Here is a 21,055-nt window from a genome sequence, read left to right as displayed (position 1 = left end):
GACCAGTTCGTCGGCGAGAGGCGCGCCGCCGCACGGCGGATCGGCGCCGACGTGGACGCCGCGGCGCAGCGGCTGCGCCCGGGGGAGAGAACGGGTTCGTTCTCTCCCCGGTCGCCGTCCGTGAGCAGGGCGTTTAGCGTGGGTGGCGAGGTCGGGGGGTGTCCCTGGGTGTCTGGAGGCCACCGATGGATCGCACGCCCGAATCCGCCGACCCCGAGGTCGGCACAGGAACCCCGCCGGCGGGCGGCGGAGCCGTTCCGTACGCCGGTGGCGGCAACCACGAGCACCGCTGGCTGATCCTCGGAGTCATCGGGCTCGCCCAGCTGATGGTCGTCCTGGACGCCACGATCGTGAACATCGCGCTGCCCTCGGCGCAGCGGGATCTGGGCTTCTCCGACGGCAACCGGCAGTGGATCGTCACCGCCTACGCGCTCGCGTTCGGCAGCCTGCTGCTGCTCGGTGGACGCGTCGCCGACCTGGTGGGCCGCAAGGCCATCTTCCTGACGGGTCTCGTCGGGTTCGCCGCGGCCTCGGCGCTGGGCGGTGCCGCGACCAGCTTCGGGATGCTGGTGTTCGCGCGGGCCCTCCAGGGTCTGTTCGGCGCGCTGCTCGCGCCGGCCGCGCTGTCGCTGCTGACGACGACGTTCACGGACCCCAAGGAGCGCGCGAAGGCGTTCGGCATCTACGGCGCCATCGCGGGCGCGGGCGGCGCCGTCGGCCTGCTCCTCGGCGGTGTGCTCACCGAGTACCTGGACTGGCGCTGGTGCCTGTACGTGAACCTGGCGTTCGCCGTCGTCGCCCTGCTCGGCGGGGCGCGGCTGCTGCACGGCGGCCGTCCCGCGGACCGGCCCAAGCTGGACGTGCCCGGCACGATCCTGGTGTCGGTGGGTCTGTTCTGCATCGTGTACGGCTTCAGCAACGCGGAGACCCACGACTGGAGTGACATCCTCACCTGGGGCTTCCTCGTCGTCGGCGCGGTGCTGCTGGCCGCGTTCGCCTGGTGGGAGACGCGGGCCACGCATCCGCTGCTGCCCCTGCGGGTGATCCTGGACCGGGACCGCGGCGCGTCCTACCTCGCGATGTTCATCTCGGGTGCGGGCATGTTCGGCGTGTTCCTGTTCCTGACGTACTACCTGCAGCAGATCCTGCAGTACTCGCCGGTGCTCACCGGTGTGGCGTTCCTGCCGATGGTGGCCTGCATGGTCGTCTCGTCGGTCATCGCCACCAACTCCCTCGTCCCCCGGCTCGGCCCGAAGCCGATCGTGCCGCTCGGCATGGCGCTGGCCGCCGCCGGCATGGCCTGGCTGACGGCGCTCGATCTCGACAGCAGTTACGCGCCGCACGTGCTGCCGCCGCTGCTCGTGGCCGGTATCGGTCTCGGACTGATCTTCGCGACCGCCATGAACCTGGCCACGTCCGGGATCGCCGCGCACGACGCGGGCGTCGCCTCCGCGATGGTCAACACCAGCCAGCAGGTCGGCGGTTCGATCGGTACGGCCCTGCTCAACACGCTCGCCACGAGCGCCGCCACGAACTACCTCGTCGGCAAGCGGCCCACCCCGCAGGTGCAGGCGAATGCCGCGATGGAGAGCTACTCGACCGCGTACACGTGGTCCGCGATCTTCTTCGCGGTGGGCTTCGTGGTCACACTGGTGCTCTACCGTCCCGGACCGCCCAAGCAGATGTCCGGCGACGGTGCCGTGCACATGTAGGGCGCCGTTCACCTGTGGGGTGACGGTTCGGGCACTCCACCCACTGGGCATACCCCATCTGCAAAGTCCGCCCGTCCCGGGTTCTCGCCGGGCGGGCGGCGGTGCGGTGGCGGGGCTCGGAGTGGAGCGAGGGGGACGTCATGCGCGGCATGCCGTACGAGGTGTACCAGGTGGACAGCGAACGGCTGGCGACGGCCTTCGTCGAGGTGGCCGACGCCTCGGTGCGCGGCGGGCCGCAGGCCCTCGCGACGCTTGTCGCCTGCTGCGTCACCCTGCTGGAGGTGCCGTCGGCGGCGGCCGTCCTCAAACCGCCCACGGGGCGGGTCGAGGTGGCCGCGTCCGACAACCGCGGGTTACGTCTGGAGCGGGCCGCGCTGTCGTGGGGCGAGGGACCGGGCGCCGACTGCCGCGCCTCCGCGCAGCCGATCCGCGGGGTGCCGCTCGCGCATCCGTACGCACGGGCCAACTGGCCGTCGTACACGGCGATGGCGCGCTCGCTGGGGTTCGCGTGCGTGGTCGCGGTGCCGCTGCGCACGACGGAGCGGGCGGTCGGCTCGCTCAGTCTGCTGTCGGAGCGGTCGGGACCGCCGGGGCCCCTGCAACTGCGCCTCGGCCAGCACCTCGCCGACGCCACCGCACGCGGTGTGCAGCCGCATCTGCTCAGCTCCTGATCCACTCCCTGCCACCTTCACCGGGACTGATCGCATGGCCATCAGACGCAGCGCCGGAATCCTGCTCTTCCGCCGGACGGCGGACGGGCCCGAAGTGCTGCTCGGGCACATGGGCGGCCCGTTCTGGGCGCGCCGCGACGCGGGCGCGTGGTCGGTCCCGAAGGGCGAGTACGGGGACGACGAGACGCCCTGGGACGCGGCGCGGCGCGAGTTCCAGGAGGAGCTGGGGCTGCCCGCGCCCGCCGGGGCGCCGTTGCCGCTGGGTGAGGTCGTCCAGTCCGGCGGCAAGCACGTCACCGTGTGGGCGGTGGAGGGCGATCTCGACCCTGCGGACATGGTGCCGGGCACCTTCACGATGGAGTGGCCGCGCGGCAGCGGCCGGACCGCCGAGTTCCCGGAGCTCGACCGGGCGGCCTGGTTCGGCCTCGAGGCGGCGCGGGCGGTGATCGTGCAGGCGCAGGCGGCGTTCCTGGTCCGGCTCGCCGAGCAGGTCTGACGGGCGGCTCGCCGGGTACTCGGGGCGACCCCGCGTTGCGCGGCCCCGTGCGGCGCGGGAAGGTCGAAGGAATCGCGCACAGGAGGTCGCCCCCATGCCCATCGCGACGGTCAACCCCGCCACGGGCGAGACGCTGCGGACGTACGACGCCCTCTCCCCCGAGGCCGTGGAGGAGAAGCTCTCTCTGGCGTCCCGCACCTTCGACACGTACCGCACGAGTACGTTCTTCGACCGGGCGCGCCTGCTCCAGCAGGCGGCCGATCTGCTGGAGGCGGACGCCCCGGACATCGCCCGCGTCATGACGACGGAGATGGGCAAGCCGGTGGCCGCGGCCCGCGCCGAGGCGCTGAAGTGCGCGAAGACGATGCGCTGGTACGCGCAGAACGCGCAGGGGCTGCTTGCCGACGAGCACCCGTCCGACCAGGACGTGAAGGACTCCGGCGCCGCCCGCGCCCTGGTCCGCTACCGGCCGCTCGGCGTGGTGCTCGCCGTGATGCCGTGGAACTTCCCGCTGTGGCAGGTGGTCCGGTTCGCCGCGCCCGCCCTGATGGCCGGCAACGTGGGCCTGCTCAAGCACGCGTCGAACGTTCCGCAGACCGCCCTCTACCTGGAGGATCTGTTCCGGCGCGCCGGTTTCCCCGAGGGCTGCTTCCAGACGCTGCTGATCGGGTCCGGCGCGGTCGAGGGCATCCTGCGCGACGAGCGGGTGGCCGCCGCGACCCTGACCGGCAGCGAGCCGGCGGGCCGCTCCGTCGCCGCGATCGCCGGTGACGAGGTGAAGAAGACGGTGCTGGAGCTCGGCGGCAGCGACCCGTACGTGGTCATGCCGTCGGCGGACGTCGCCAAGGCCGCGAGCACGGCGGTGACGGCGCGCGTGCAGAACAACGGGCAGTCGTGCATCGCGGCGAAGCGGTTCATCGTGCACGAGGACGTCTTCGAGGAGTTCCGGGACGCGTTCGTGACGGGGATGCGCGAGCTGCGCGTCGGGGACCCGCTGGACGAGGCGACGGACGTCGGGCCGCTCTCCAGCGAACAGGGCCGCAAGGATCTGGAGGAGCTGGTCGACGACGCCGTGGAGAGCGGCGCGACCGTGCTGTGCGGCGGGCAGCGGCCCAAGGACTTCGCGGACCACGGCTGGTTCTACGAGCCCACCGTGATCGCGGACGTCACGCCCGAGATGCGGATCCACCGCGAGGAGACGTTCGGCCCCGTCGCGACGCTGTACCGGGTCGGCAGCCTCGACGAGGCGATCGAGGTCGCCAACGACACGCCTTTCGGGCTGAGTTCCAACCTGTGGACCGGCGACGAGGCGGACATCGACCGGTTCGTCCGGGACAGCCAGGCGGGCGGCGTCTTCGTGAACGGCATGACGGCCTCGCACCCGGCACTTCCCTTCGGCGGGGCCAAGCGCTCCGGGTACGGCCGCGAGCTGGCGGCCCACGGCATCAAGGAGTTCTGCAACATCACGACGGTGTGGGTCGGCGCCTGAGCACCTCACGCCCCTGCCTCCGTAAACGATCGAAACGCTCAACTTGGGCGTTCCTCTTGAGCGTTTCAATCACCGGGTGCTAGAAACCGCTTACTCCCAGCGGAACCTCCAGCCCCCGGAGCTCTTCATGACGTCGCCGTCCCTGCCCTGGTCCCGTCGCGCCTTCCTCGCCACCTCGGCGGCCGTCGGGGCCGCGCTCACCGTCGGAGCACCCGGCCCGGCCCTCGCCGCGGACGCGCCCGCGGACGACGAGTTCGCCGCGTTGCGGGCGAAGTGGCGGGCCCTGTATCTCGGCGAGGGCTTCAGCCCGACCGCCGAACCGTTCAAGTCGAAGCTGGCCGCCCTCGGCACGCAGGCGAAGGCCTGGCAGGACGCGATGGCCCCGGCCACCGGGTCGCTGTGGCCCGACGCCGTGTTCGGCGACCCGGATCCCGACACGGACACCGAGTCGTACGGCTACTCCGAGAAGATCCAGACGAGTTACGAGCGCGTCCGCTCGATGGCCGAGGCCTTCTGCCAGCCCGGGACCGGTCTCACCGGCGACGCGTCGCTCAGGACCGCCGTGCTCACGGCCGTGGACCACCTGGGCGAACAGGTCTACAACGCGTCGCAGAAACAGTACGGCAATTGGTACAACTTCCAGATCGGCGCCCCGCAGCGGCTGCTCGACATCTGCGTGCTGATGTACGAGCACCTGAGCGCCGCGCAGCTGACGGCGGCGATCGCGGCCGTCGACCACTTCGTCCCGGACTCGCTGGTGGCCTCGTACTCGGGGACCAGCACGGGCGCCAACCGCATCGATCTGTGCCGGGTCCTCGCGCTGCGCGGCATCCTCGACGGCACGGCCGCGAAGGTCGCGCTCGCCCGCGACGCCGTCTCGCCGGTGTTCCCGTACGTCACCTCGGGCGACGGTCTGTACGCCGACGGCTCGCTGATCCAGCACACGTACGTGCCGTACACCGGCTCGTACGGCGCCGTCCTCATCGACGGCCTCAGCCGGCTGTTCGCGCTGCTCGGCGGGTCCAAGTGGGCGATCACCGACAGCGGGCGGCAGATCTTCCTGGACTCGGTGGAGGACGCCTACGCGCCGTTCCTGCACGACGGCCTGGTGATGGACAACGTGGCGGGGCGCGCGATCAGCCGGGGCCTCGTCGCCACCGACACCCTGAAGGTCCAGCAGGACGACCACTCCCGGGGGCACGGGATCATCGCCTCGATCCTGCTGCTCGGGCAGGGTGCGAGCGCCGGGGAGAACGCACGCTGGCAGGCGCTCGCCAAGGGCTGGTTCACGCGCGACCGGTACAGCGACGTGACGAGCGGCCGCACGCTGGGGGTCGCCGCGCTCTCGCGGGTCACGGCGCTGCTCGGCGACGCGGGGGTGAAGGCGGCCGCCGAGCCGGTGGGGCACCGGGTGTTCCCGTCGATGGCGCGGGCGACGCACCGCACGAGCCGGTTCACGGCGTCGGTGTCCATGTCGTCGAAGGCGATCACGTTCTACGAGAACGGCAACGGCGAGAACATCCGCGGCTGGCACACCGGTTCGGGACTGCTGTCGTGGTGGGCGGCCGACGACAGTGCGGGCGGCGGCCAGTACAGCGACGGCTTCTGGCCGACCGTGGACCCCTACCGGCTGCCCGGCACGACGGTCTCGCGCAAGGCGCTCGCGGACGGCGAGGGCGGCACGTGGGGCGCGGCCCGGCCCGCCACGACCTGGGTGGGCGGTACTACGGACGGCACGTACGCGGCGGTGGCCCAGGACACCCGCGGGCTGTCGTCGACACTGCGGGCGAAGAAGGCGTGGTTCTTCCTCGACGACGCGGTGGTGTGCCTCGGCGCCGGCATCACGAGCACGGACGGCGCGGGCGTGGAGAGCGTGGTGGACACGCGCAACCTCGGGGCGACGGGCACGGCGCGCCTGACGGTGGACGGCCGGCCCCGAGCGACGGCGCTGGGGTCGAACTCCACGGTCCAGGGTGCTCGTTGGGCCCATCTGGCCGGGCACGGCGGCTACGTCTTTCCCGGTGGCGCCGCGCTCACGGCGCTGCGCGAGGAGCGTACGGGGACGTGGCAGGGCATCAACGGCGGCGGCTCGACCGACCCGGTCACCCGCCGGTACGTCACCCTGCTCGCCGACCACGGCACGGACCCGGCCGACGCCTCCTACGCGTACGTGCTGCTGCCGGGTGCGAGCGCGTCGCGCACCGCGGCGCGGGCGGCGGACCGCGGCTGGGTCGCCGTCACCGCCAACTCCGGTGCGCAGCAGGGTGTTCGGGTGCCCTCGCTCGGCCTCACGTCCGCGGTGTTCTGGGAGCCGGGAACCGTGGGCCCGGTCACCGTGGACGCCCCGCTGATCGTGCAGATCAGGGAGCGGCGCGACGGCACGGCGACGGTGTGCGTCAGCGATCCGAACCGGGCGGTGAAGTCGGCCACGCTGGTCTGGCGGCGACCGGTCCGGGCCGTGACGTCGAAGCCGGGTTCGGTGACGGCGGCGACGCCGGGTCAGGAGCTGACGCTGACGTTCGGTGATCTCAGCGGGACCGGGGGCAGGACCCAGAAGGTCACCGTGACGCTGTCCTGATCGACGCGCCGCACGAATCCCGGACGCGCAACTCGGGAAGGATGTCCAGGTGTTGTCCCGGCTCGCGGGTGCCTGACGGCTCGGCGAGCCGGGACAGCAGCAGTTCGGCGGCGCGCCGGCCCACGGTCCGCTTGGCCGGGGCGACCGCGGTCAGCGGCAGGTCGGCGAGCGCGGCCACCTCGTCGTCGTACGTGATCACGGCCAGGTCGCCGGGGACGCGGATGCCGTGGGCGCGCAGCCGGGGCACGAGGACGATCGCGTCGACGTCGCTGTGCAGGATCGCCGCGGTCACTCCGTGCTCCTCGACGGCCGTCCGCAGATAGTCGAAGGTCCGCTCGAAACGCTCGGCCTCGCCGACGGGGTGCGGTACGCGCGGCGGCGCGGGGACCGCGCGCAGCCCGAGCGCGGCGACGGCGGCTTCGTGGCCGCGCCGCAACTCGGCGGTGGTGGGCGAGTCCTGGGCGGCCAGCGCGATGCCGCGGTGGCCGAGCGCGGCCAGATGACGCACCGCCTGGGCGGCTCCGTGCGCGTGGTCGGAGCGGACCCGGTCGAGGGCCGCCGCCGGATGGCCGTGCGGCACGGACCGCTCCACGAGGACGGTCGGCACGGTCCGCTCGGTGATGCGCAGCCCCTCCCCCGGGCCGGGGCTGCCGGTCTCCCAGCTGGGCGTGAGCAGCAGCCCGTGCGCGCCGGAGGCCAGCAGCCGGTCGGCCTGCGCGCTGTCCTCGCCGGGCAGGTACTGCGACAGGGCGACGACGAGCCGGGCGCCGTGCGCCTCGACGGCCTCCCGGGCGCCGCGCACCACCTCCGCGTAGTAGTACTCGGTGGTCGGCACGACCATGCCGACGACGACGTCCCGGCCCGACTCCGCGCCGGGAGACGGCCGTTCGGCGCTCTCCTCCGACCGGACGACGGCACCGTGCAGCCGCCGGAGTCTGCCCTGCGCGGCGAGGGTCTCCACGTCGCGGCGGAGCGTCACGGGTGAGACGCCGAGTTCGCGGGCGAGGTCGGCGACGCGCAAGGTGCCGTGCTCCTGGACCAGTTCGAGGACCAGCGCGTGCCGTCGGTCGACGTGTTGCCGCATGACGTGGGCCTCCCCGTGGCACGGCCCGGCACGGGCGGCGCCGGGTCGGCATCATCGTATCGATCACCCTCGCCCAGGGGGACGGCCGCGTCGCCGACCACGCGTTCACCCTCCCTCACCTCGTCCATTCACCCTGTCGTCACCGGGCGTTCGGCGCCGGGGTCGACCGTGTGCGCAGATCGCACCGATCACGCGGTCCCCCGCAGTCCCCGTTCCCGCGCCTCAGGAGGCACCATGTCCCCGCTCGTCCCCGGCTCACGCGGCGTACGCCGCACCGTCGCCGCGGGGGTGCCGCTCGCCGCGCTGGCCGCGCTCGCCCTCGCCGGGACCGCGACGGGCGCCCCGGCCGCTTCCGGCAAGGCTTCCGGCGGGGCCGAGGTCACCGGCAGCGCCACGCTCGGCGACCTTCCGCTCGGCGCGTTCAGCAACGGACTGCTGCCGGGCACCGTCGCGGACGACCGCGGGGTCGACCTCGGCGGCATCGGCTCCGACATCTACCCGGCGGGCCGCAAGGGCGAGTTCTGGACGGTCACCGACCGCGGGCCCAACGGGCAGATCAAGGTCGACGGCGCCAAGCGCCGCACGTTCCCGGTGCCCGGTTTCGACCCGGCGATCGTGAAGATCCGTGTCTCCGGCGACCGGGTGAAGGTGATCGACTCGATCCCGATCACCACCCGGTCCGGAAAGGCCGTCACCGGTCTGTCGAACCAGGAGAGCCGCGACGAGAAGCCGTACACGTACGACGCTAAGACGCCCCTCGCGTACAACCCGAACGGCCTGGACACCGAGGGCATCGTGCGGGCCGCGGACGGCAGCTTCTGGCTGGTCGACGAGTACGGGCCCTCGCTCGTGCACGTGTCGGCGCGCGGCAAGGTGCTGACCCGTTACGTGCCCGAGGGGCTGAACCTGAAGGGTGCCGGCTATCCGGTCGTCGAGGCGCTGCCGTCGGTGCTCCTGAACCGGAAGATCAACCGCGGCTTCGAGGGCCTGGCCCTGCTGCCGAACGGGGATCTGGTGATGGCGCTGCAGAGCCCGCTCTCCCTGCCCGACGGGGACGCCGGGGAGGCCTCGCGCAACACCCGCCTGTTCCGCTTCTCGCCGAAGAAGCAGGCCGTCACGGCCGAGTACGCGTACCGCTTCGACGCGGTGGGCGACGTCGACCCGGGTGAGGACGACACCTCCGAGCTGAAGATCTCCTCCGTCGTGGCGCTCGGCGGCGACCGGCTGCTCGTCGAGGAGCGCACCGACAAGGCGGCCCGCCTCCAGGAGGTGCGGCTCACGCGCGGCGCCGACATCCTGGGCGACCGCTGGGACGACGCGACGACCTCACCGTCCCTCGAACAGCTCGACGACCCGGCGGCCGCCGGGGTGCCGGTCCTCAGGAAGCGACTCGTGGTCGACCTGAACACGGTCGACGGAGTGCAGGACAAGATCGAGGGGGTGGCGGTCGTCGGACACGGCACGCTGGCGCTGATCAACGACAACGACTTCGGGATGACCGACGGCACCGGGGCGTTCGACGCGAACGGCCGGCTCGTGGACAGCGGGATCGAAACCCGGGTGACGTACGTGCGACTGCCCAAGGGCGCGCTCTAGTCAGGCCGGGTCTCGCCGGGGGCCGGGGCTTGAGACGGGTCGGCTCCCCGAGCGATCCGAGGCTGAGGGCGGGCCGTGTCTGAGGGTGGGCCCCTTCTCCGGACTGGAGTCCGTCCTCCTGCGACTCGCAGGGCAGGCCCGGTCTCGAGGCGGCCTGGTCTCTCGGCGGCCCGAGTTACCCGACGAGTCCGCTCCCCCGCCACCCTCAGGGCGAAGCCGGACTTCGGACAGGGCGCATCTCCGGACCGTTGTCCGGCCCCCTCCGGCTCTCGGGGCGGGCCCGGTCCCGGGGTGGCCGGGTTTCCCGACGAGGCCGCTCCCCCGCCGCCCTCAGGGCGAAGCCGGACTTCGGACAGGGCGCATCTCCGGACCGTTGTCCGGCCCCCTCCGGCTCTCGGGGCGGGCCCGGTCCCGGGGTGGCCGGGTTTCCCGACGAGGCCGCTCCCCCGCCACTCTCGGAACCGAGCCGGTCTCCGGACGGGCAGAGTCCCCCGTCGTGTCAGGGGACCAGGCTCTCCAGATCGCTAGGCAATTCGCTCGGCAGCTCCGTCGGGGGCCTCGACGGGAGGCCGCTCGGCAGCTGGCTGGGCAGCTCGCTCGGCAGCATCGGCGACGGCGGCCTCGTCGTGTCCCGGTCGCTGCCGCCGGGAGAGGGGCCGTCCTCGCCGTCCCCGGCCGAACCGCCGCGCGTCACCACCACGATCACGACCACGGCGATGACGAAGAGGGCCGCGATCACGGCGAGGAGCTGGAAGCGGCCGGGCCCGGTGCGCCGCGGCCCGTCGGACGGCGGACCGAAGTCACCGCCCGACGGTGGCGGCTGCGGAGGCACGGGCGGCGTGGCCATGCCCCCAGGGTCGCCCGTCGGCGTACCGTCGCGCGACCCCCGGGACAAGCCCGCCCGATGGGAGTCAGCCGCGCGCGGCCAGCAGGTGGTCCATCGCCAGCTGGTCGAGCCGCTCGAACGCCATGCCGCGCTCGGCGGCGGACGTCACGTCGAACTCCTGGAACGCGCTCCTGTCGGCGAGCAGCGCCGCGAGCCCGTCCGCGGCGGTGGGCTGGGCCAGCTCGTCCAGACGCGAGGCCCGCAGCGCCTCCTGCACCTCGGGATCGGCGCGGAAGGCCGCGGCCCGCTCCTTGAGGATCAGGTAGTTGCGCATGCAGCCCGCGGCGGAGGCCCACACCCCGTCGAAGTCCTCGGTCCGAGGCGGCTTGAAGTCGAAGTGGCGCGGGCCCGCGTAACCGGCCGTCTCCAACAGGTCCACCAGCCAGAACGCGGCGCGCAGATCACCGGCGCCGAAGCGCAGGTCCTGGTCGTACTTGATGCCGGACTGGCCGTTGAGGTCGATGTGGAACAGCTTGCCCGCCCACAGCGCCTGCGCGATGCCGTGCGGGAAGTTCAGGCCCGCCATCTGCTCGTGGCCGACCTCCGGGTTCACGCCGTACATCTCGGGCCGCTCCAGCCGCTCGATGAACGCCAGGGCGTGACCGACGGTCGGGAGGAGGATGTCGCCGCGCGGCTCGTTCGGCTTCGGCTCGATGGCGAACTTCAGGTCGTAGCCCTGCTCGACGACGTACTCACCGAGCAGGTCGAAGGCCTCCTTCATCCGGTCCAGGGCATCGCGGACGTCCTTCGCCCCGCCCGACTCGGCGCCCTCGCGCCCGCCCCACGCGACGTACGTCTGCGCGCCGAGCTCGGCCGCGAGGTCGATGTTGCGGATCGTCTTGCGCAGCGCGTACCGGCGCACGTCACGGTCGTTGGCGGTGAAGCCGCCGTCCTTGAAGACGGGGTGCGTGAACAGGTTCGTGGTCGCCATCGGCACCACGATGCCGGTGGCGTCGAGCGCCTGCCGGAACCGCTTGATGTGCGACTCGCGCTCGGTCTCGGAGGCGCCGAACGGAATCAGGTCGTCGTCGTGGAACGTGACGCCGTACGCGCCGAGTTCGGCCAGGCGCTGCACCGACTCGACCGGGTCGAGCGCGGGCCGGGTGGCGTCGCCGAACGGGTCGCGGCCCTGCCAGCCGACCGTCCACAGTCCGAAGCTGAACTTGTCGTCGGGAGTGGGCTGGTACGTCATCTCGCGGCTCCCTCGCCGTTGCCCGGTGTGCGGCAACGCGTGCCGCACAGCCATTTCGTCATGGCGCTTTACAAATTAGTATGCGGGCACGCCGCTGGGAAGGGTCACTACGGGTACGAGTTCGTACGAGCCGTTCGTACGAACTCCGCGCGCAGGCCGTTCACCCACGTTCGCCCAAGTCAGGAGAGCCGCATGTCCGCTGCCGACGGTCCCCTCGTCGTAGGGATCGACAGTTCCACGCAGTCCACCAAGGCACTGGTCGTCGACGTCGCCACCGGCGCGGTGGTGGCGAGCGGGCAGGCACCGCACACGGTGACGACGGGCGCGGGCCGCGAGAGCGACCCCGAGGAGTGGTACGGGGCTCTGCGCGCGGCCGTCGCCCAGTGCGGGGACGCGGCCCGGCGGGCGTCCGCGGTCTCCGTCGGCGGACAGCAGCACGGCCTGGTGACCCTGGACGCGCAGGGGCGCCCGGTGCGGCCGGCGCTGCTGTGGAACGACGTGCGCTCGGCGCCGCAGGCCCGCCGCCTGGTGGACGAGCTGGGCGGGCCGAAGGTGTGGGCCGAGCGGTTCGGCAGCGTTCCGGCCGCTTCCTTCACGGTCTCCAAGTGGGCCTGGCTGGCCGAGCACGAGCCGGAGGCGGCGCGGGTGACGGCGGCGGTGCGGCTGCCCCACGACTATCTGACCGGTCGGCTGACCGGCACCGGCACGACGGATCGCGGCGACGCGTCCGGTACGGGGTGGTGGGCGACGTCGACCGAGGCGTACGACGCCGATGTGCTGGCCCGGGTGGGCCTCGATCCCGCGCTGCTGCCGCGGGTGGTGGCGCCGGGCGAGGTGGCGGGGACGGTGCGCGACAGCGACGGTGAACTGCCCTTCTCCAAGGGCACGTTGGTGGCCGCGGGGACCGGGGACAACGCCGCCGCGGCGCTCGGTCTCGGGCTGCGGCCGGGCACACCGGTGCTCAGCCTCGGCACCTCCGGGACGGTGTACGCCGTGTCGCGCCGCCGGCCGGCGGACCCGTCGGGGACGGTCGCCGGGTTCGCGGACGCGCGCGGCGACTGGCTGCCCCTGGCCTGCACCCTGAACTGCACGCTCGCCGTGGACCGGATCGCGGCGCTGCTCGGCCTCGACCGGGAGGCGGTGGAGCAGGGCGGCACGGCGACCGTGCTGCCCTACCTCGACGGCGAGCGGACACCCGATCTCCCGGACGCCTCGGGCCTGTTGACCGGGCTGCGGCACGACACGACGGGCGGGCAGCTCCTCCAGGCCGCGTACGACGGGGCCGTGCACGCGCTCCTCGAAGCGCTGGACCGGGTACTGGAAGGCGATGCCGAGGGCGCGGATCCCGCCGCTCCGCTGCTGCTCATCGGGGGCGGCGCGCGCGGCACGGCCTGGCAGGAGACGGTACGGCGGCTGTCCGGGCGGGGCGTCCAGGTGCCCGAGGCCCGCGAGCTCGTGGCACTCGGCGCGGCGGCTCAGGCGGCCGGCCTGCTCACCGGCGAGGATCCGGCCGCGGTGGCACGGCGCTGGGACACCGCACGCGGCCCGGTCCTGGACCCGGTGACCAGGGACGACGAGACGATGCGGCGGATCTCGGCCGTGCTGGCCGACGCGGCGCCGCTGCTGGGGCGGCGGTGAGCCGTCGGGGCGCGGCCGGCACCGGGCCGGGCCCGCGCCGCCCGGCCGGTCCTGCGACGATGTCCGCATGACCGCACCACTGCACCCCCAGCGCCCGGGGACGCCGGACACCCAGCAGGCCATGCGCCGCCGCAATCTGTCCCGGGTGCTGCACACGGTGGCCGCCGAGGGCCCGCTGTCGCGGGCGGCGGTGGCCCAGCACATCGGGCTCACCCGGGCCGCGGTCTCCACCCTCGTCGACGAGCTGACCCGGGCCGGGCTCCTGGAGGAGCTGGGCCCGCAGCGGCCCGGCGGCGTGGGCCGGCCGGGCTCCGCGCTCGCGGTCAGCGGCCGGGGCCCGGCCGGGCTCGGGGCCGAGGTGGGCGTGGACCATCTCGCGGTGTGCGCCGTCGATCTGCGCGGTGCGCTGCGCGCGCGTGCGGAGCGTCGGGTCGACAACCGGGGCCGTGCCCCGAAGCCGGTCCTGGCCGAACTCGCCCAGCTGGTGCGGGAGGTGAGCGAGGAGGCCCGGGCGGCGGGGCTGCGCCCGGCGGGCCTCGCGGTGGCGGTGCCCGGCCTGGTGGGCCGCGACACCCGCACCGTCGTGCGCGCCCCCAACCTCGTCTGGCACGACACGGATGTCGCCGGGCTGCTGCCGGTGGACGTGCCGCTGACGGTCGACAACGAGGCGAACTTCGGCGCCCTGGCCGAACTGTGGCTCGCCGACGCAGCGCCCGCCGACTTCCTGCACGTGTCCGCGGAGATCGGCATCGGCGCCGCGCTCGTCGTGGACGGACAACTGCTGCGCGGGACGCGCGGGTTCGCGGGCGAGCTGGGCCATGTTCCGGTCCGGCCCGAGGGCCCGGCCTGCCCGTGCGGCGGGCGGGGCTGCCTGGAGCAGTACGCGGGCGAGGGGGCGGTGCTGCGCGCGGCGGGGATCGCGCCGGGCCCCGACCGGGTCTCCCTGCTGGCCGAGCGGGCCGCGGCCGGTGACACCGCCACCCGCAAGGCGCTGCGCGGTGCCGGTACCGCTCTCGGGATCGCGCTGACCGGCGCGGTGCACCTGCTCGACCCCCGCGCCGTGGTTCTCGGTGGTGCCCTGTCCCGGCTCGCGCCCTGGCTTCTGCCGCCCCTGGACAAGGAGTTGGCCCGGCGGCGGGCGGCCCCGGCGGACGGCGTGCTGATCTCCGGCCTCGGTCCGGACGGGCCGTTGCTGGGGGCGGCGCATTCGGTGGTGCGCGGGGTGCTGGACGATCCGATGGGGGCCGTGGGGTAGCTCTTTCCGGGCGGCGGCCGTGACCGGAAGCCGTCTCTAGGCGGTCGTCCCAGGCAGACGCCCCTGAGCCCCACCGACCGCCACTGGTCCGAACCTCTGACGCCCCTCTGACATGCGGTTATACACAACGCGCGGGTTGTCCACAGATCCGCGCGCCCTCTTCCGCGCCAACCTGAGGGCCCCGTACGGTACTTCAGACCGGTCGGCGGCATGACGTCGCGATGGCCCCGGGCCGTCTCGGCTGTCCGCTCCGGATGGCGGCTCGGCAGGAACAGCAGGACGCACTCCCCCACAGAGCGGAGCACTCTCCACATGAGCGATCCCCGGATGCTGACGGTCCGGCCGCGACCCGGCGAGTACGCCTGGACGTTCGGCGGCGTCCCGCCCGTCGCGCGCATCACCCCGGGCACGGTGCTCGACCTGTACACGGAGGACTGCTACGGCGGCCTGGTCCGCTCGGAGAAGGACCTCGTTTCGGAGGTCTGCGTAGCCGGTCACCTCAACCCGCAGACGGGTCCGTTCCACGTCGAGGGCGCCGAGCCGGGTGACACGGTCGCCGTGCACTTCGTGTCCGTGGAGCCCGCCCGGGACTGGGCCGCGTCCACGACGGTGCCGCTGTTCGGCGCGCTGACCTCCACCCCCACCACGGCCACGCTGCAACCGCCGCTGCCCGAGCGGGTCTGGATCTGGCAGCTCGACCGCGACAAGCGGACCGCCCGGTTCGCCGCGCGGGACGGCGACTTCACGGTGGACCTGCCCATGGACCCGATGCACGGCACGGTCGGCGTGGCTCCGGCCGGCCTCGAAGTGCGTTCGGCACTGGTCCCGGACGCGCACGGCGGCAACATGGACACCCCCGAGATGCGTGCGGGCGTCACCTGCTACCTGGGGGTGAACGTGGAGGGCGCGCTGCTGAGCCTGGGCGACGGCCACGCCCGCCAGGGCGAGGGCGAGACCTGCGGCGTCGCCGTCGAATGCGCGATGCACACCGTCGTGGTCGTCGAACTGCTGAAGGGCGTGGCGACGCCGTGGCCGCGCATCGAGTCGGACACCCACATCATCTCGACGGGTTCGGCCCGCCCTCTCGAGGACGCGTTCCGGATATCGCAGCTCGACCTGGTGCGGTGGCTCGTACGGGACTACGGCTTCAGCGAGTTGGACGCGTACCAGTTCGCGACGCAGACGGTCGAGTCCCCGCTGGCGAACGTCTGCGACACCAATTACACGTGCGTCGCCAAACTCCGCAAGGAGTGGCTGCCGGCGCGCGAGACGCACCGCGGGATCCACGCGCGGCTGCGTGAGATCGCGGCGACGCTGCCGCGACCGGAGCCCTTCCGGGCCCCGTAGCTCTGCCGGTTCACCTCCCCCCACCGTCCGCGCCAGTCGAAAGGCAGGATCGTCATGGACCGAGCAAGACACCCGTTCTCCGGCGGCACCACCCGCCGCCGTCTCCTCCAGGCCGGGGCACTCGCCGCGGTACCCGGCTCCCTCATGGCCATGGGCCGTGCCGACGCCGAGGCCGCCGCGGTCGACTACCCGTCGGCCGAGTCCGTCCCCGCGAGCACCTCCAACTACACGGCGTCCAGCCGGCCGTCCGCGTACCCGGTCGACTACGTGATCATCCACGTCACGCAGGAGACCTGGGCCGACGCCCTCGCCATCTTCAAGAACTCCGCCAAGCAGGTCTCCGCGCACTATGTCGTCCGGTCGGCCGACGGCCACGTCGCGCAGTGCGTGCGCGAGAAGAACATCGCCTGGCACGCGGGGAACTGGAACTACAACACGCGCAGCGTCGGCATCGAGCACGAGGGATGGGTGGACCAGCCGGAGTACTTCACGGACGCGCTCTACGAGCAGTCGGCGGCCCTGACCGCGTCGGTCTGCGCACGCTACGGGATCCCGGCGGACCGCGCGCACATCCTCGGACACTCCGAGGTGCCCGGCGCCACCCACACGGACCCGGGGCCGAACTGGGACTGGACCCGCTACATCCGGCTGGTCAACTCGGCCTGACGGAAGCCCCGTTCACGCCCGGCCGAAGGCGAGCGGCCGGGCGCGACGGATCTTCACGCACGTGTGCGGCATGTGCCACCTCACGAGATCGGTGCCGTCCTCCTTGTCGGCCCCTCTCCCCGGAGCGACGATGTCCCCAGTGTCGTCAACCGTCAGGAATGTCTCGGGGAGGCAGCGTTGACCGATCCATGGGTCGCCCTGGAGCCGGGCGCCGACGCGTCCGAGCGGGTGCGGGCGCTGCGCCGTGCCCATGACCGGTTCACCGCTGCGGGCGCCGTCGTCCGCCCGGTACGGCCGGTGGTCGCCGCGTCCTGGCGCCGCTCGGCGGGTGCGCACGTCAGCCCGGACGACTCGGCGGCGGTGGAGCTGACCGACGGGGAACTGGGCGCGTATCGCGCACAGCATCCGCTGGCCCGGGTGATGCCGCTCTTCCGGGAGCTGATGGGGACGTTCGCGACGGACGGAGAGCATCTGCTGGCGGTGTGCGACGCGCAGGGCAGGCTGCTGTGGGTCGAGGGCCACACGGGTGCCCGACGGCGGGCCGGCCGGATGAACTTCGTGCCGGGCGCCCGCTGGTCGGAGTCGGCGATGGGGACGAACGCGCCGGGCACGGCGGTCGCCGTGGACCGCGCGGTGCAGGTCTTCGCCGCCGAGCACTTCATCCGCGAGGTGCAGCCGTGGACGTGCGCGGCGGCGCCGGTGCACGACCCGCGCACGGGCCGGGTCCTCGGCGCGGTCGACATCACGGGGGGCGACGGGCTCGCGCACCCGCACAGCCTGGCGTTCGTGCAGGCGGTGGCGCGGGCCGCCGAGTCCCAGCTCGCCCTGCTGACCCCGCCGTCCGCCACCGACCGGGCTCTGCGGCTGAGCGTCCTCGGCCGCGACGAGGCCCTGCTGCTCACCTCGACCGGGCACAAGCTCCGCCTCAGCCGCCGGCACAGCGAACTGCTGGTCCTGCTGGCCCGCCACCCGGAGGGCCTGACCGGCGACGAGTTGCTCTGCCACCTGTACGAGGACGAGACGGTGACACCGGTGACCCTCCGGGCGGAACTGGCGCGGCTGCGCCGGGTCCTGGGCCCGGACCTCCTCACCTCACGCCCTTACCGCCTGACGACCCCTGTCGAGTCGGACCTGGACACGGTGGAGCGCCGCCTCGGCTCGGGCGCGGTGACGGCGGCCGCCTCCGCGTACACGGGGCCGCTGCTGCCCGCGTCGCAGGCCCCCGCGGTGGCTCGTATACGGCGCCGTCTCGCGGACGGGCTGCGCGCGGCCCTCATCGCCCGCGGCGACCCCGATCTGCTCGCCGACTGGGCGCACGCCCCGTGGGGCGAGGACGACCTCGGCGTCTGGCAGGCCCTCGCGGCGGCCCGGCCCACGCCGCCGGTCCTGACCCGGCTCGCGGCGCTCGACGCGGAGCAGGGCGCGCCGGGCCCGTACGCAACGTAGCTGCAACGTACGGGTTCCTAGCCTCCGATGCGCAAGCTGCCCAACGGCGGGCAGCCGAGACAGGAGGCACCTCACGATGACCCGCTACGCAGCCCCCGGCACTCCGGGCTCCGTCGTCTCCTACGAGGCCCGCTACGACCACTTCATCGGCGGGGAGTACGTGCCGCCCGCCCGCGGCCAGTACTTCGAGAACCCGAGCCCGGTCAACGGACAGCCGTTCACCGAGATCGCGCGCGGCACCGCGGAGGACGTGGAGGCCGCCCTCGACGCCGCGCACGCCGCGGCGCCCGCCTGGGGCCGTACGTCGCCCGGCGCCCGCGGCGACATCCTCCTGAAGATCGCCGACCGGATGGAGCAGAACCTCGAACTCCTCGCGGTCGCGGAGACCTGGGAGAACGGCAAGCCCGTCCGCGAGACGCTGGCCGCCGACATTCCGCTGGCCATCGACCACTTCCGCTACTTCGCGGGCGCGGTCAGGGCGCAGGAGGGCAGCCTCTCCGAGATCGACGACGACACGATCGCGTACCACTTCCACGAGCCGCTCGGCGTCGTCGCGCAGATCATCCCGTGGAACTTCCCGATCCTGATGGCGACCTGGAAGCTCGCCCCGGCCCTCGCCGCGGGCAACGCGGTCGTCATCAAGCCGGCCGAGCAGACCCCGGCGTCGATCCATGTCCTGATGGACCTGATCAAGGACCTGCTGCCGCCGGGCGTCGTCAACATCGTCAACGGTTTCGGCGTCGAGGCGGGCAAGCCGCTGGCCTCGTCCCCCCGCGTGGCGAAGGTCGCCTTCACCGGCGAGACCACGACGGGCCGGCTGATCATGCAGTACGCCTCGGAGAACATCAAGCCGGTCACGCTGGAGCTGGGCGGCAAGAGCCCGAACATCTTCTTCGACGACGTCTGGGCGAAGGACGACGACTTCCGCGACAAGGCTCTCGAGGGCTTCACGATGTTCGCCCTCAACCAGGGCGAGGTCTGCACCTGCCCCTCGCGCGCGCTGATCCAGCAGGGCCACTACAGCGAGTTCATCGACGCGGCGATCGCCCGTACCGAGGCCATCAGGACCGGCCACCCCCTGGACACCGACACGATGATCGGCGCCCAGGCCTCCAACGACCAGCTCCAGAAGATCCTCTCCTACCTGGACATCGGCCAGCAGGAGGGCGCGAAGGTCCTCACCGGCGGACAGCGCATCGAGCACGACGGCGAGCTGGCGGGCGGCTACTACGTCCAGCCCACGATCTTCGAGGGCAACAACCGCATGCGGATCTTCCAGGAGGAGATCTTCGGCCCGGTCGTCTCGGTCGCCTCGTTCGCCGACTACGACGACGCCATCAAGATCGCCAACGACACGCTGTACGGTCTCGGCGCGGGCGTGTGGACCCGCGACATCAACACGGCGTACCGGGCCGGCCGCGCGATCCAGGCGGGCCGTGTGTGGACCAACTGCTACCACGCGTACCCGGCGCACGCGGCGTTCGGCGGCTACAAGCAGTCGGGCATCGGCCGGGAGAACCACAAGATGATGCTGGACCACTACCAGCAGACGAAGAATCTTCTGGTGTCATACTCGGCGCAGAAGCTGGGCTTCTTCTAGACAGGAAAAAGGGGCGCCTGACCAGGGCAGTGAGCCCTTTCCAACGTCACGATGGAGGCCCGCTAGAGACCGCAGCGGCTTCCTAAGGTTGCCGTTGGCCTGGGAGAATCCTCCTATGGAGGACAGCAGAGCAGCAGGGCGGGACAGCACCGAGCGAGATTGGGATTGTCAGATCTACGTCGCAGCTTCCAGCCGCGATCGGTTGATGGAGCGGGTGGCTTCAACGCTTCGCGTGTCACTTGGTGCGGATCACGTAATGACCTTTGGATGCGTCGACGTGGAGTGGGAGCACAACGACTACGAGGGCACTGGTTCAAGTGACGAGTTCTTGGACTGGCACTCACACCTCGCGTGCGAACCACCTCGTGGCGCCTCGTTGACGGCCGTCGTGTCAGACGTGTCGACGATCCTGGGGGCGATCCGAGAGGCAGGCTATCGAGCTGTCCCCGTCTGCGACTACGAAGACCTCCTGCCGGAGCCCGGTGCCGACCTCGTGCGATCTGACAGCCGTGCCCCAGGTTGGCCGAGCCTGCGCCGTGAAGGCTTCCGAAGGTGGCGTCGCTGAGAGCGAGTTGGGAAACTCGGCTCAACGGCGTAGCTCCTGATAGACGGGTTCTTGACCCAGTCCTTCATGTCCGTCGGGAGTTCTGCATGCTTGTCTACCCGTCGTCGATCGACCTGTCTCACCGCAGTCTGCGGTTCCTGACGGAACAACTGAGCGCGAGGCGGCAGGAGATCGGGACTCGATGGCGGCGCCTGCCTCCTGCCCGTCAGGCTCTGCTCGCCCTGGCTCATCTGCGATGCGGTGACACGTATACCCAACTCGCCACCGTCTTCCGCTACGTCCGTGAAGCTGTCGAGGTCCTGTCCGCCCTCGCCCCGTCCCTTGCCGAGACGATGAGGACGATCCGAACGAAGGCGTTTGTCATCCTCGACGGCACCCTGCTTCCGATCGACCGCATCGCAGCCGACACGCCGTACTACTCGGGAGAACACAAACGCCATGGAATGAACATCCAAGTCCTCGCCGATCCGCTAGGCCGCTTGCTCTGGGCATCGCCGGCGCTGCCCGGATCCACTCACGACCTCACCGCCGCACGACAGCACGGAATCATTGAGGCCCTCGCCGAAGCAGGACTCAGATGCTGGGCGGACAAGGCGTATCAAGGTGCCGGCGGACACGTCCGGGTCCCGTTCCGGGGGGCGCCGCCTCAAGCGCTGGAAGCGTCGCCACAACACCAGCCACGCCAAGATCCGCTGCGTCGGCGAGCAGGCCATGGCAAGCCTCAATGGCTGGCGTCTCTTGCGGAAAGTCCGCTGCAGCACCAACCGCATCACTGACATCGTGAAAGCCGTCTTGGTCCTTCACCACGCATCAAGCTGAGGTTGGAAAACGCTC

Annotated in this window: 15 protein-coding genes and 1 pseudogene; 13 read left to right on the top strand and 3 right to left on the bottom strand. The window is 72.3% G+C overall.

Features of this window, described 5'->3' with window-relative positions; genetic code table 11:
• Window positions 1-185: 185 nt before the first annotated feature.
• The 5 genes from ABZ930_RS30650 (at window position 186) to ABZ930_RS30630 (ending at window position 6,946) form a co-directional block, all read left to right on the top strand.
• A complete protein-coding gene (locus ABZ930_RS30650; RefSeq protein ID WP_361554847.1) occupies window positions 186-1,712 on the top strand; it encodes an MFS transporter in 1,527 nt (508 codons plus the stop codon).
• A 140-nt stretch (window positions 1,713-1,852) separates the two neighbouring features.
• Window positions 1,853-2,383, top strand: a complete 531-nt coding sequence (locus ABZ930_RS30645; protein WP_361554844.1) for a GAF domain-containing protein — start codon at window positions 1,853-1,855, stop codon at window positions 2,381-2,383.
• 34 nt (window positions 2,384-2,417) lie between these two features.
• Entirely contained in the window at window positions 2,418-2,879 is a 462-nt protein-coding gene (locus ABZ930_RS30640; protein WP_361554841.1) for an NUDIX domain-containing protein, read from the top strand.
• A 94-nt stretch (window positions 2,880-2,973) separates the two neighbouring features.
• Window positions 2,974-4,368, top strand: coding sequence for an NADP-dependent succinic semialdehyde dehydrogenase (locus ABZ930_RS30635; RefSeq protein WP_361554838.1), 1,395 nt, complete (start codon window positions 2,974-2,976; stop codon window positions 4,366-4,368).
• Window positions 4,369-4,495: 127 nt separating this feature from the next.
• Window positions 4,496-6,946 carry a polysaccharide lyase 8 family protein gene (locus ABZ930_RS30630; RefSeq protein WP_361554836.1) on the top strand — a complete coding sequence of 817 codons (2,451 nt, stop codon included), beginning with the start codon at window positions 4,496-4,498 and terminating at the stop codon, window positions 6,944-6,946.
• Here ABZ930_RS30630 and ABZ930_RS30625 read toward each other — a convergent pair.
• The gene (locus ABZ930_RS30625; protein WP_361554833.1) at window positions 6,927-8,030 is read right to left on the bottom strand and encodes a substrate-binding domain-containing protein; all 1,104 of its coding nucleotides are present in this window, start codon (window positions 8,028-8,030) and stop codon (window positions 6,927-6,929) included. The two genes, ABZ930_RS30630 and ABZ930_RS30625, sit on opposite strands and share 20 nt — an antisense overlap.
• Window positions 8,031-8,264: 234 nt before the next feature.
• Here ABZ930_RS30625 and ABZ930_RS30620 point away from each other — a divergent pair, with 234 nt between their 5' ends.
• Window positions 8,265-9,626, top strand: a complete 1,362-nt coding sequence (locus ABZ930_RS30620) for an esterase-like activity of phytase family protein (RefSeq protein WP_361554830.1) — start codon at window positions 8,265-8,267, stop codon at window positions 9,624-9,626.
• A 499-nt stretch (window positions 9,627-10,125) separates the two neighbouring features.
• On the opposite strand, the gene ABZ930_RS30615 is transcribed toward ABZ930_RS30620, so the two are convergent.
• Entirely contained in the window at window positions 10,126-10,473 is a 348-nt protein-coding gene (locus tag ABZ930_RS30615; protein WP_361554827.1) for a hypothetical protein, read from the bottom strand.
• Window positions 10,474-10,537: 64 nt separating this feature from the next.
• The gene (gene xylA, locus ABZ930_RS30610; protein WP_361554824.1) at window positions 10,538-11,704 is read right to left on the bottom strand and encodes a xylose isomerase; all 1,167 of its coding nucleotides are present in this window, start codon (window positions 11,702-11,704) and stop codon (window positions 10,538-10,540) included.
• A gap of 192 nt (window positions 11,705-11,896) precedes the next feature.
• Between xylA and xylB the strand changes: the two genes are divergently transcribed.
• The 7 genes and pseudogenes from xylB to ABZ930_RS30575 all read left to right on the top strand — a co-directional run bounded on the left by xylB (window position 11,897) and on the right by ABZ930_RS30575 (window position 21,040).
• A complete protein-coding gene (gene xylB / locus ABZ930_RS30605) occupies window positions 11,897-13,342 on the top strand; it encodes a xylulokinase (protein ID WP_361554821.1) in 1,446 nt (481 codons plus the stop codon).
• Between the two features lie 67 nt (window positions 13,343-13,409).
• Window positions 13,410-14,597, top strand: coding sequence for an ROK family transcriptional regulator (locus ABZ930_RS30600; RefSeq protein WP_361554818.1), 1,188 nt, complete (start codon window positions 13,410-13,412; stop codon window positions 14,595-14,597).
• Between the two features lie 312 nt (window positions 14,598-14,909).
• The gene (locus tag ABZ930_RS30595; RefSeq protein ID WP_361554815.1) at window positions 14,910-15,944 is read left to right on the top strand and encodes an acetamidase/formamidase family protein; all 1,035 of its coding nucleotides are present in this window, start codon (window positions 14,910-14,912) and stop codon (window positions 15,942-15,944) included.
• Window positions 15,945-15,998: 54 nt separating this feature from the next.
• Window positions 15,999-16,610 carry an N-acetylmuramoyl-L-alanine amidase gene (locus ABZ930_RS30590; RefSeq protein WP_361554812.1) on the top strand — a complete coding sequence of 204 codons (612 nt, stop codon included), beginning with the start codon at window positions 15,999-16,001 and terminating at the stop codon, window positions 16,608-16,610.
• Between the two features lie 177 nt (window positions 16,611-16,787).
• Complete coding sequence (locus ABZ930_RS30585; protein WP_361554809.1) at window positions 16,788-18,056, top strand: GAF domain-containing protein; 1,269 nt, start codon at window positions 16,788-16,790, stop codon at window positions 18,054-18,056.
• A gap of 76 nt (window positions 18,057-18,132) precedes the next feature.
• A complete protein-coding gene (locus ABZ930_RS30580) occupies window positions 18,133-19,656 on the top strand; it encodes an aldehyde dehydrogenase family protein (RefSeq protein WP_361554806.1) in 1,524 nt (507 codons plus the stop codon).
• Window positions 19,657-20,553: 897 nt separating this feature from the next.
• Window positions 20,554-21,040: pseudogene (locus ABZ930_RS30575) on the top strand (transposase family protein).
• Window positions 21,041-21,055 lie beyond the last annotated feature (15 nt).

Origin of the sequence: Streptomyces sp. NPDC046716 (assembly GCF_040645755.1) — a bacterium.
Classification (GTDB): domain Bacteria; phylum Actinomycetota; class Actinomycetes; order Streptomycetales; family Streptomycetaceae; genus Streptomyces.
This window is presented reverse-complemented; position numbering and strand designations above follow the sequence as displayed.

What these genes read in the sequence shown, in the direction of transcription:
- ABZ930_RS30580 (WP_361554806.1), top strand. Translation starts at nt 18,133, where the DNA reads ATGACCCGCTACGCAGCCCCCGGCACTCCGGGCTCCGTCGTCTCCTAC.
- ABZ930_RS30650 (WP_361554847.1), top strand. Translation starts at nt 186, where the DNA reads ATGGATCGCACGCCCGAATCCGCCGACCCCGAGGTCGGCACAGGAACC.
- ABZ930_RS30595 (WP_361554815.1), top strand. Translation starts at nt 14,910, where the DNA reads ATGAGCGATCCCCGGATGCTGACGGTCCGGCCGCGACCCGGCGAGTAC.
- ABZ930_RS30590 (WP_361554812.1), top strand. Translation starts at nt 15,999, where the DNA reads ATGGACCGAGCAAGACACCCGTTCTCCGGCGGCACCACCCGCCGCCGT.
- xylA (WP_361554824.1), bottom strand. Translation starts at nt 11,704, where the DNA reads ATGACGTACCAGCCCACTCCCGACGACAAGTTCAGCTTCGGACTGTGG.
- ABZ930_RS30620 (WP_361554830.1), top strand. Translation starts at nt 8,265, where the DNA reads ATGTCCCCGCTCGTCCCCGGCTCACGCGGCGTACGCCGCACCGTCGCC.
- ABZ930_RS30645 (WP_361554844.1), top strand. Translation starts at nt 1,853, where the DNA reads ATGCGCGGCATGCCGTACGAGGTGTACCAGGTGGACAGCGAACGGCTG.
- ABZ930_RS30600 (WP_361554818.1), top strand. Translation starts at nt 13,410, where the DNA reads ATGACCGCACCACTGCACCCCCAGCGCCCGGGGACGCCGGACACCCAG.
- xylB (WP_361554821.1), top strand. Translation starts at nt 11,897, where the DNA reads ATGTCCGCTGCCGACGGTCCCCTCGTCGTAGGGATCGACAGTTCCACG.
- ABZ930_RS30630 (WP_361554836.1), top strand. Translation starts at nt 4,496, where the DNA reads ATGACGTCGCCGTCCCTGCCCTGGTCCCGTCGCGCCTTCCTCGCCACC.
- ABZ930_RS30615 (WP_361554827.1), bottom strand. Translation starts at nt 10,473, where the DNA reads ATGGCCACGCCGCCCGTGCCTCCGCAGCCGCCACCGTCGGGCGGTGAC.
- ABZ930_RS30625 (WP_361554833.1), bottom strand. Translation starts at nt 8,030, where the DNA reads ATGCGGCAACACGTCGACCGACGGCACGCGCTGGTCCTCGAACTGGTC.
- ABZ930_RS30635 (WP_361554838.1), top strand. Translation starts at nt 2,974, where the DNA reads ATGCCCATCGCGACGGTCAACCCCGCCACGGGCGAGACGCTGCGGACG.
- ABZ930_RS30640 (WP_361554841.1), top strand. Translation starts at nt 2,418, where the DNA reads ATGGCCATCAGACGCAGCGCCGGAATCCTGCTCTTCCGCCGGACGGCG.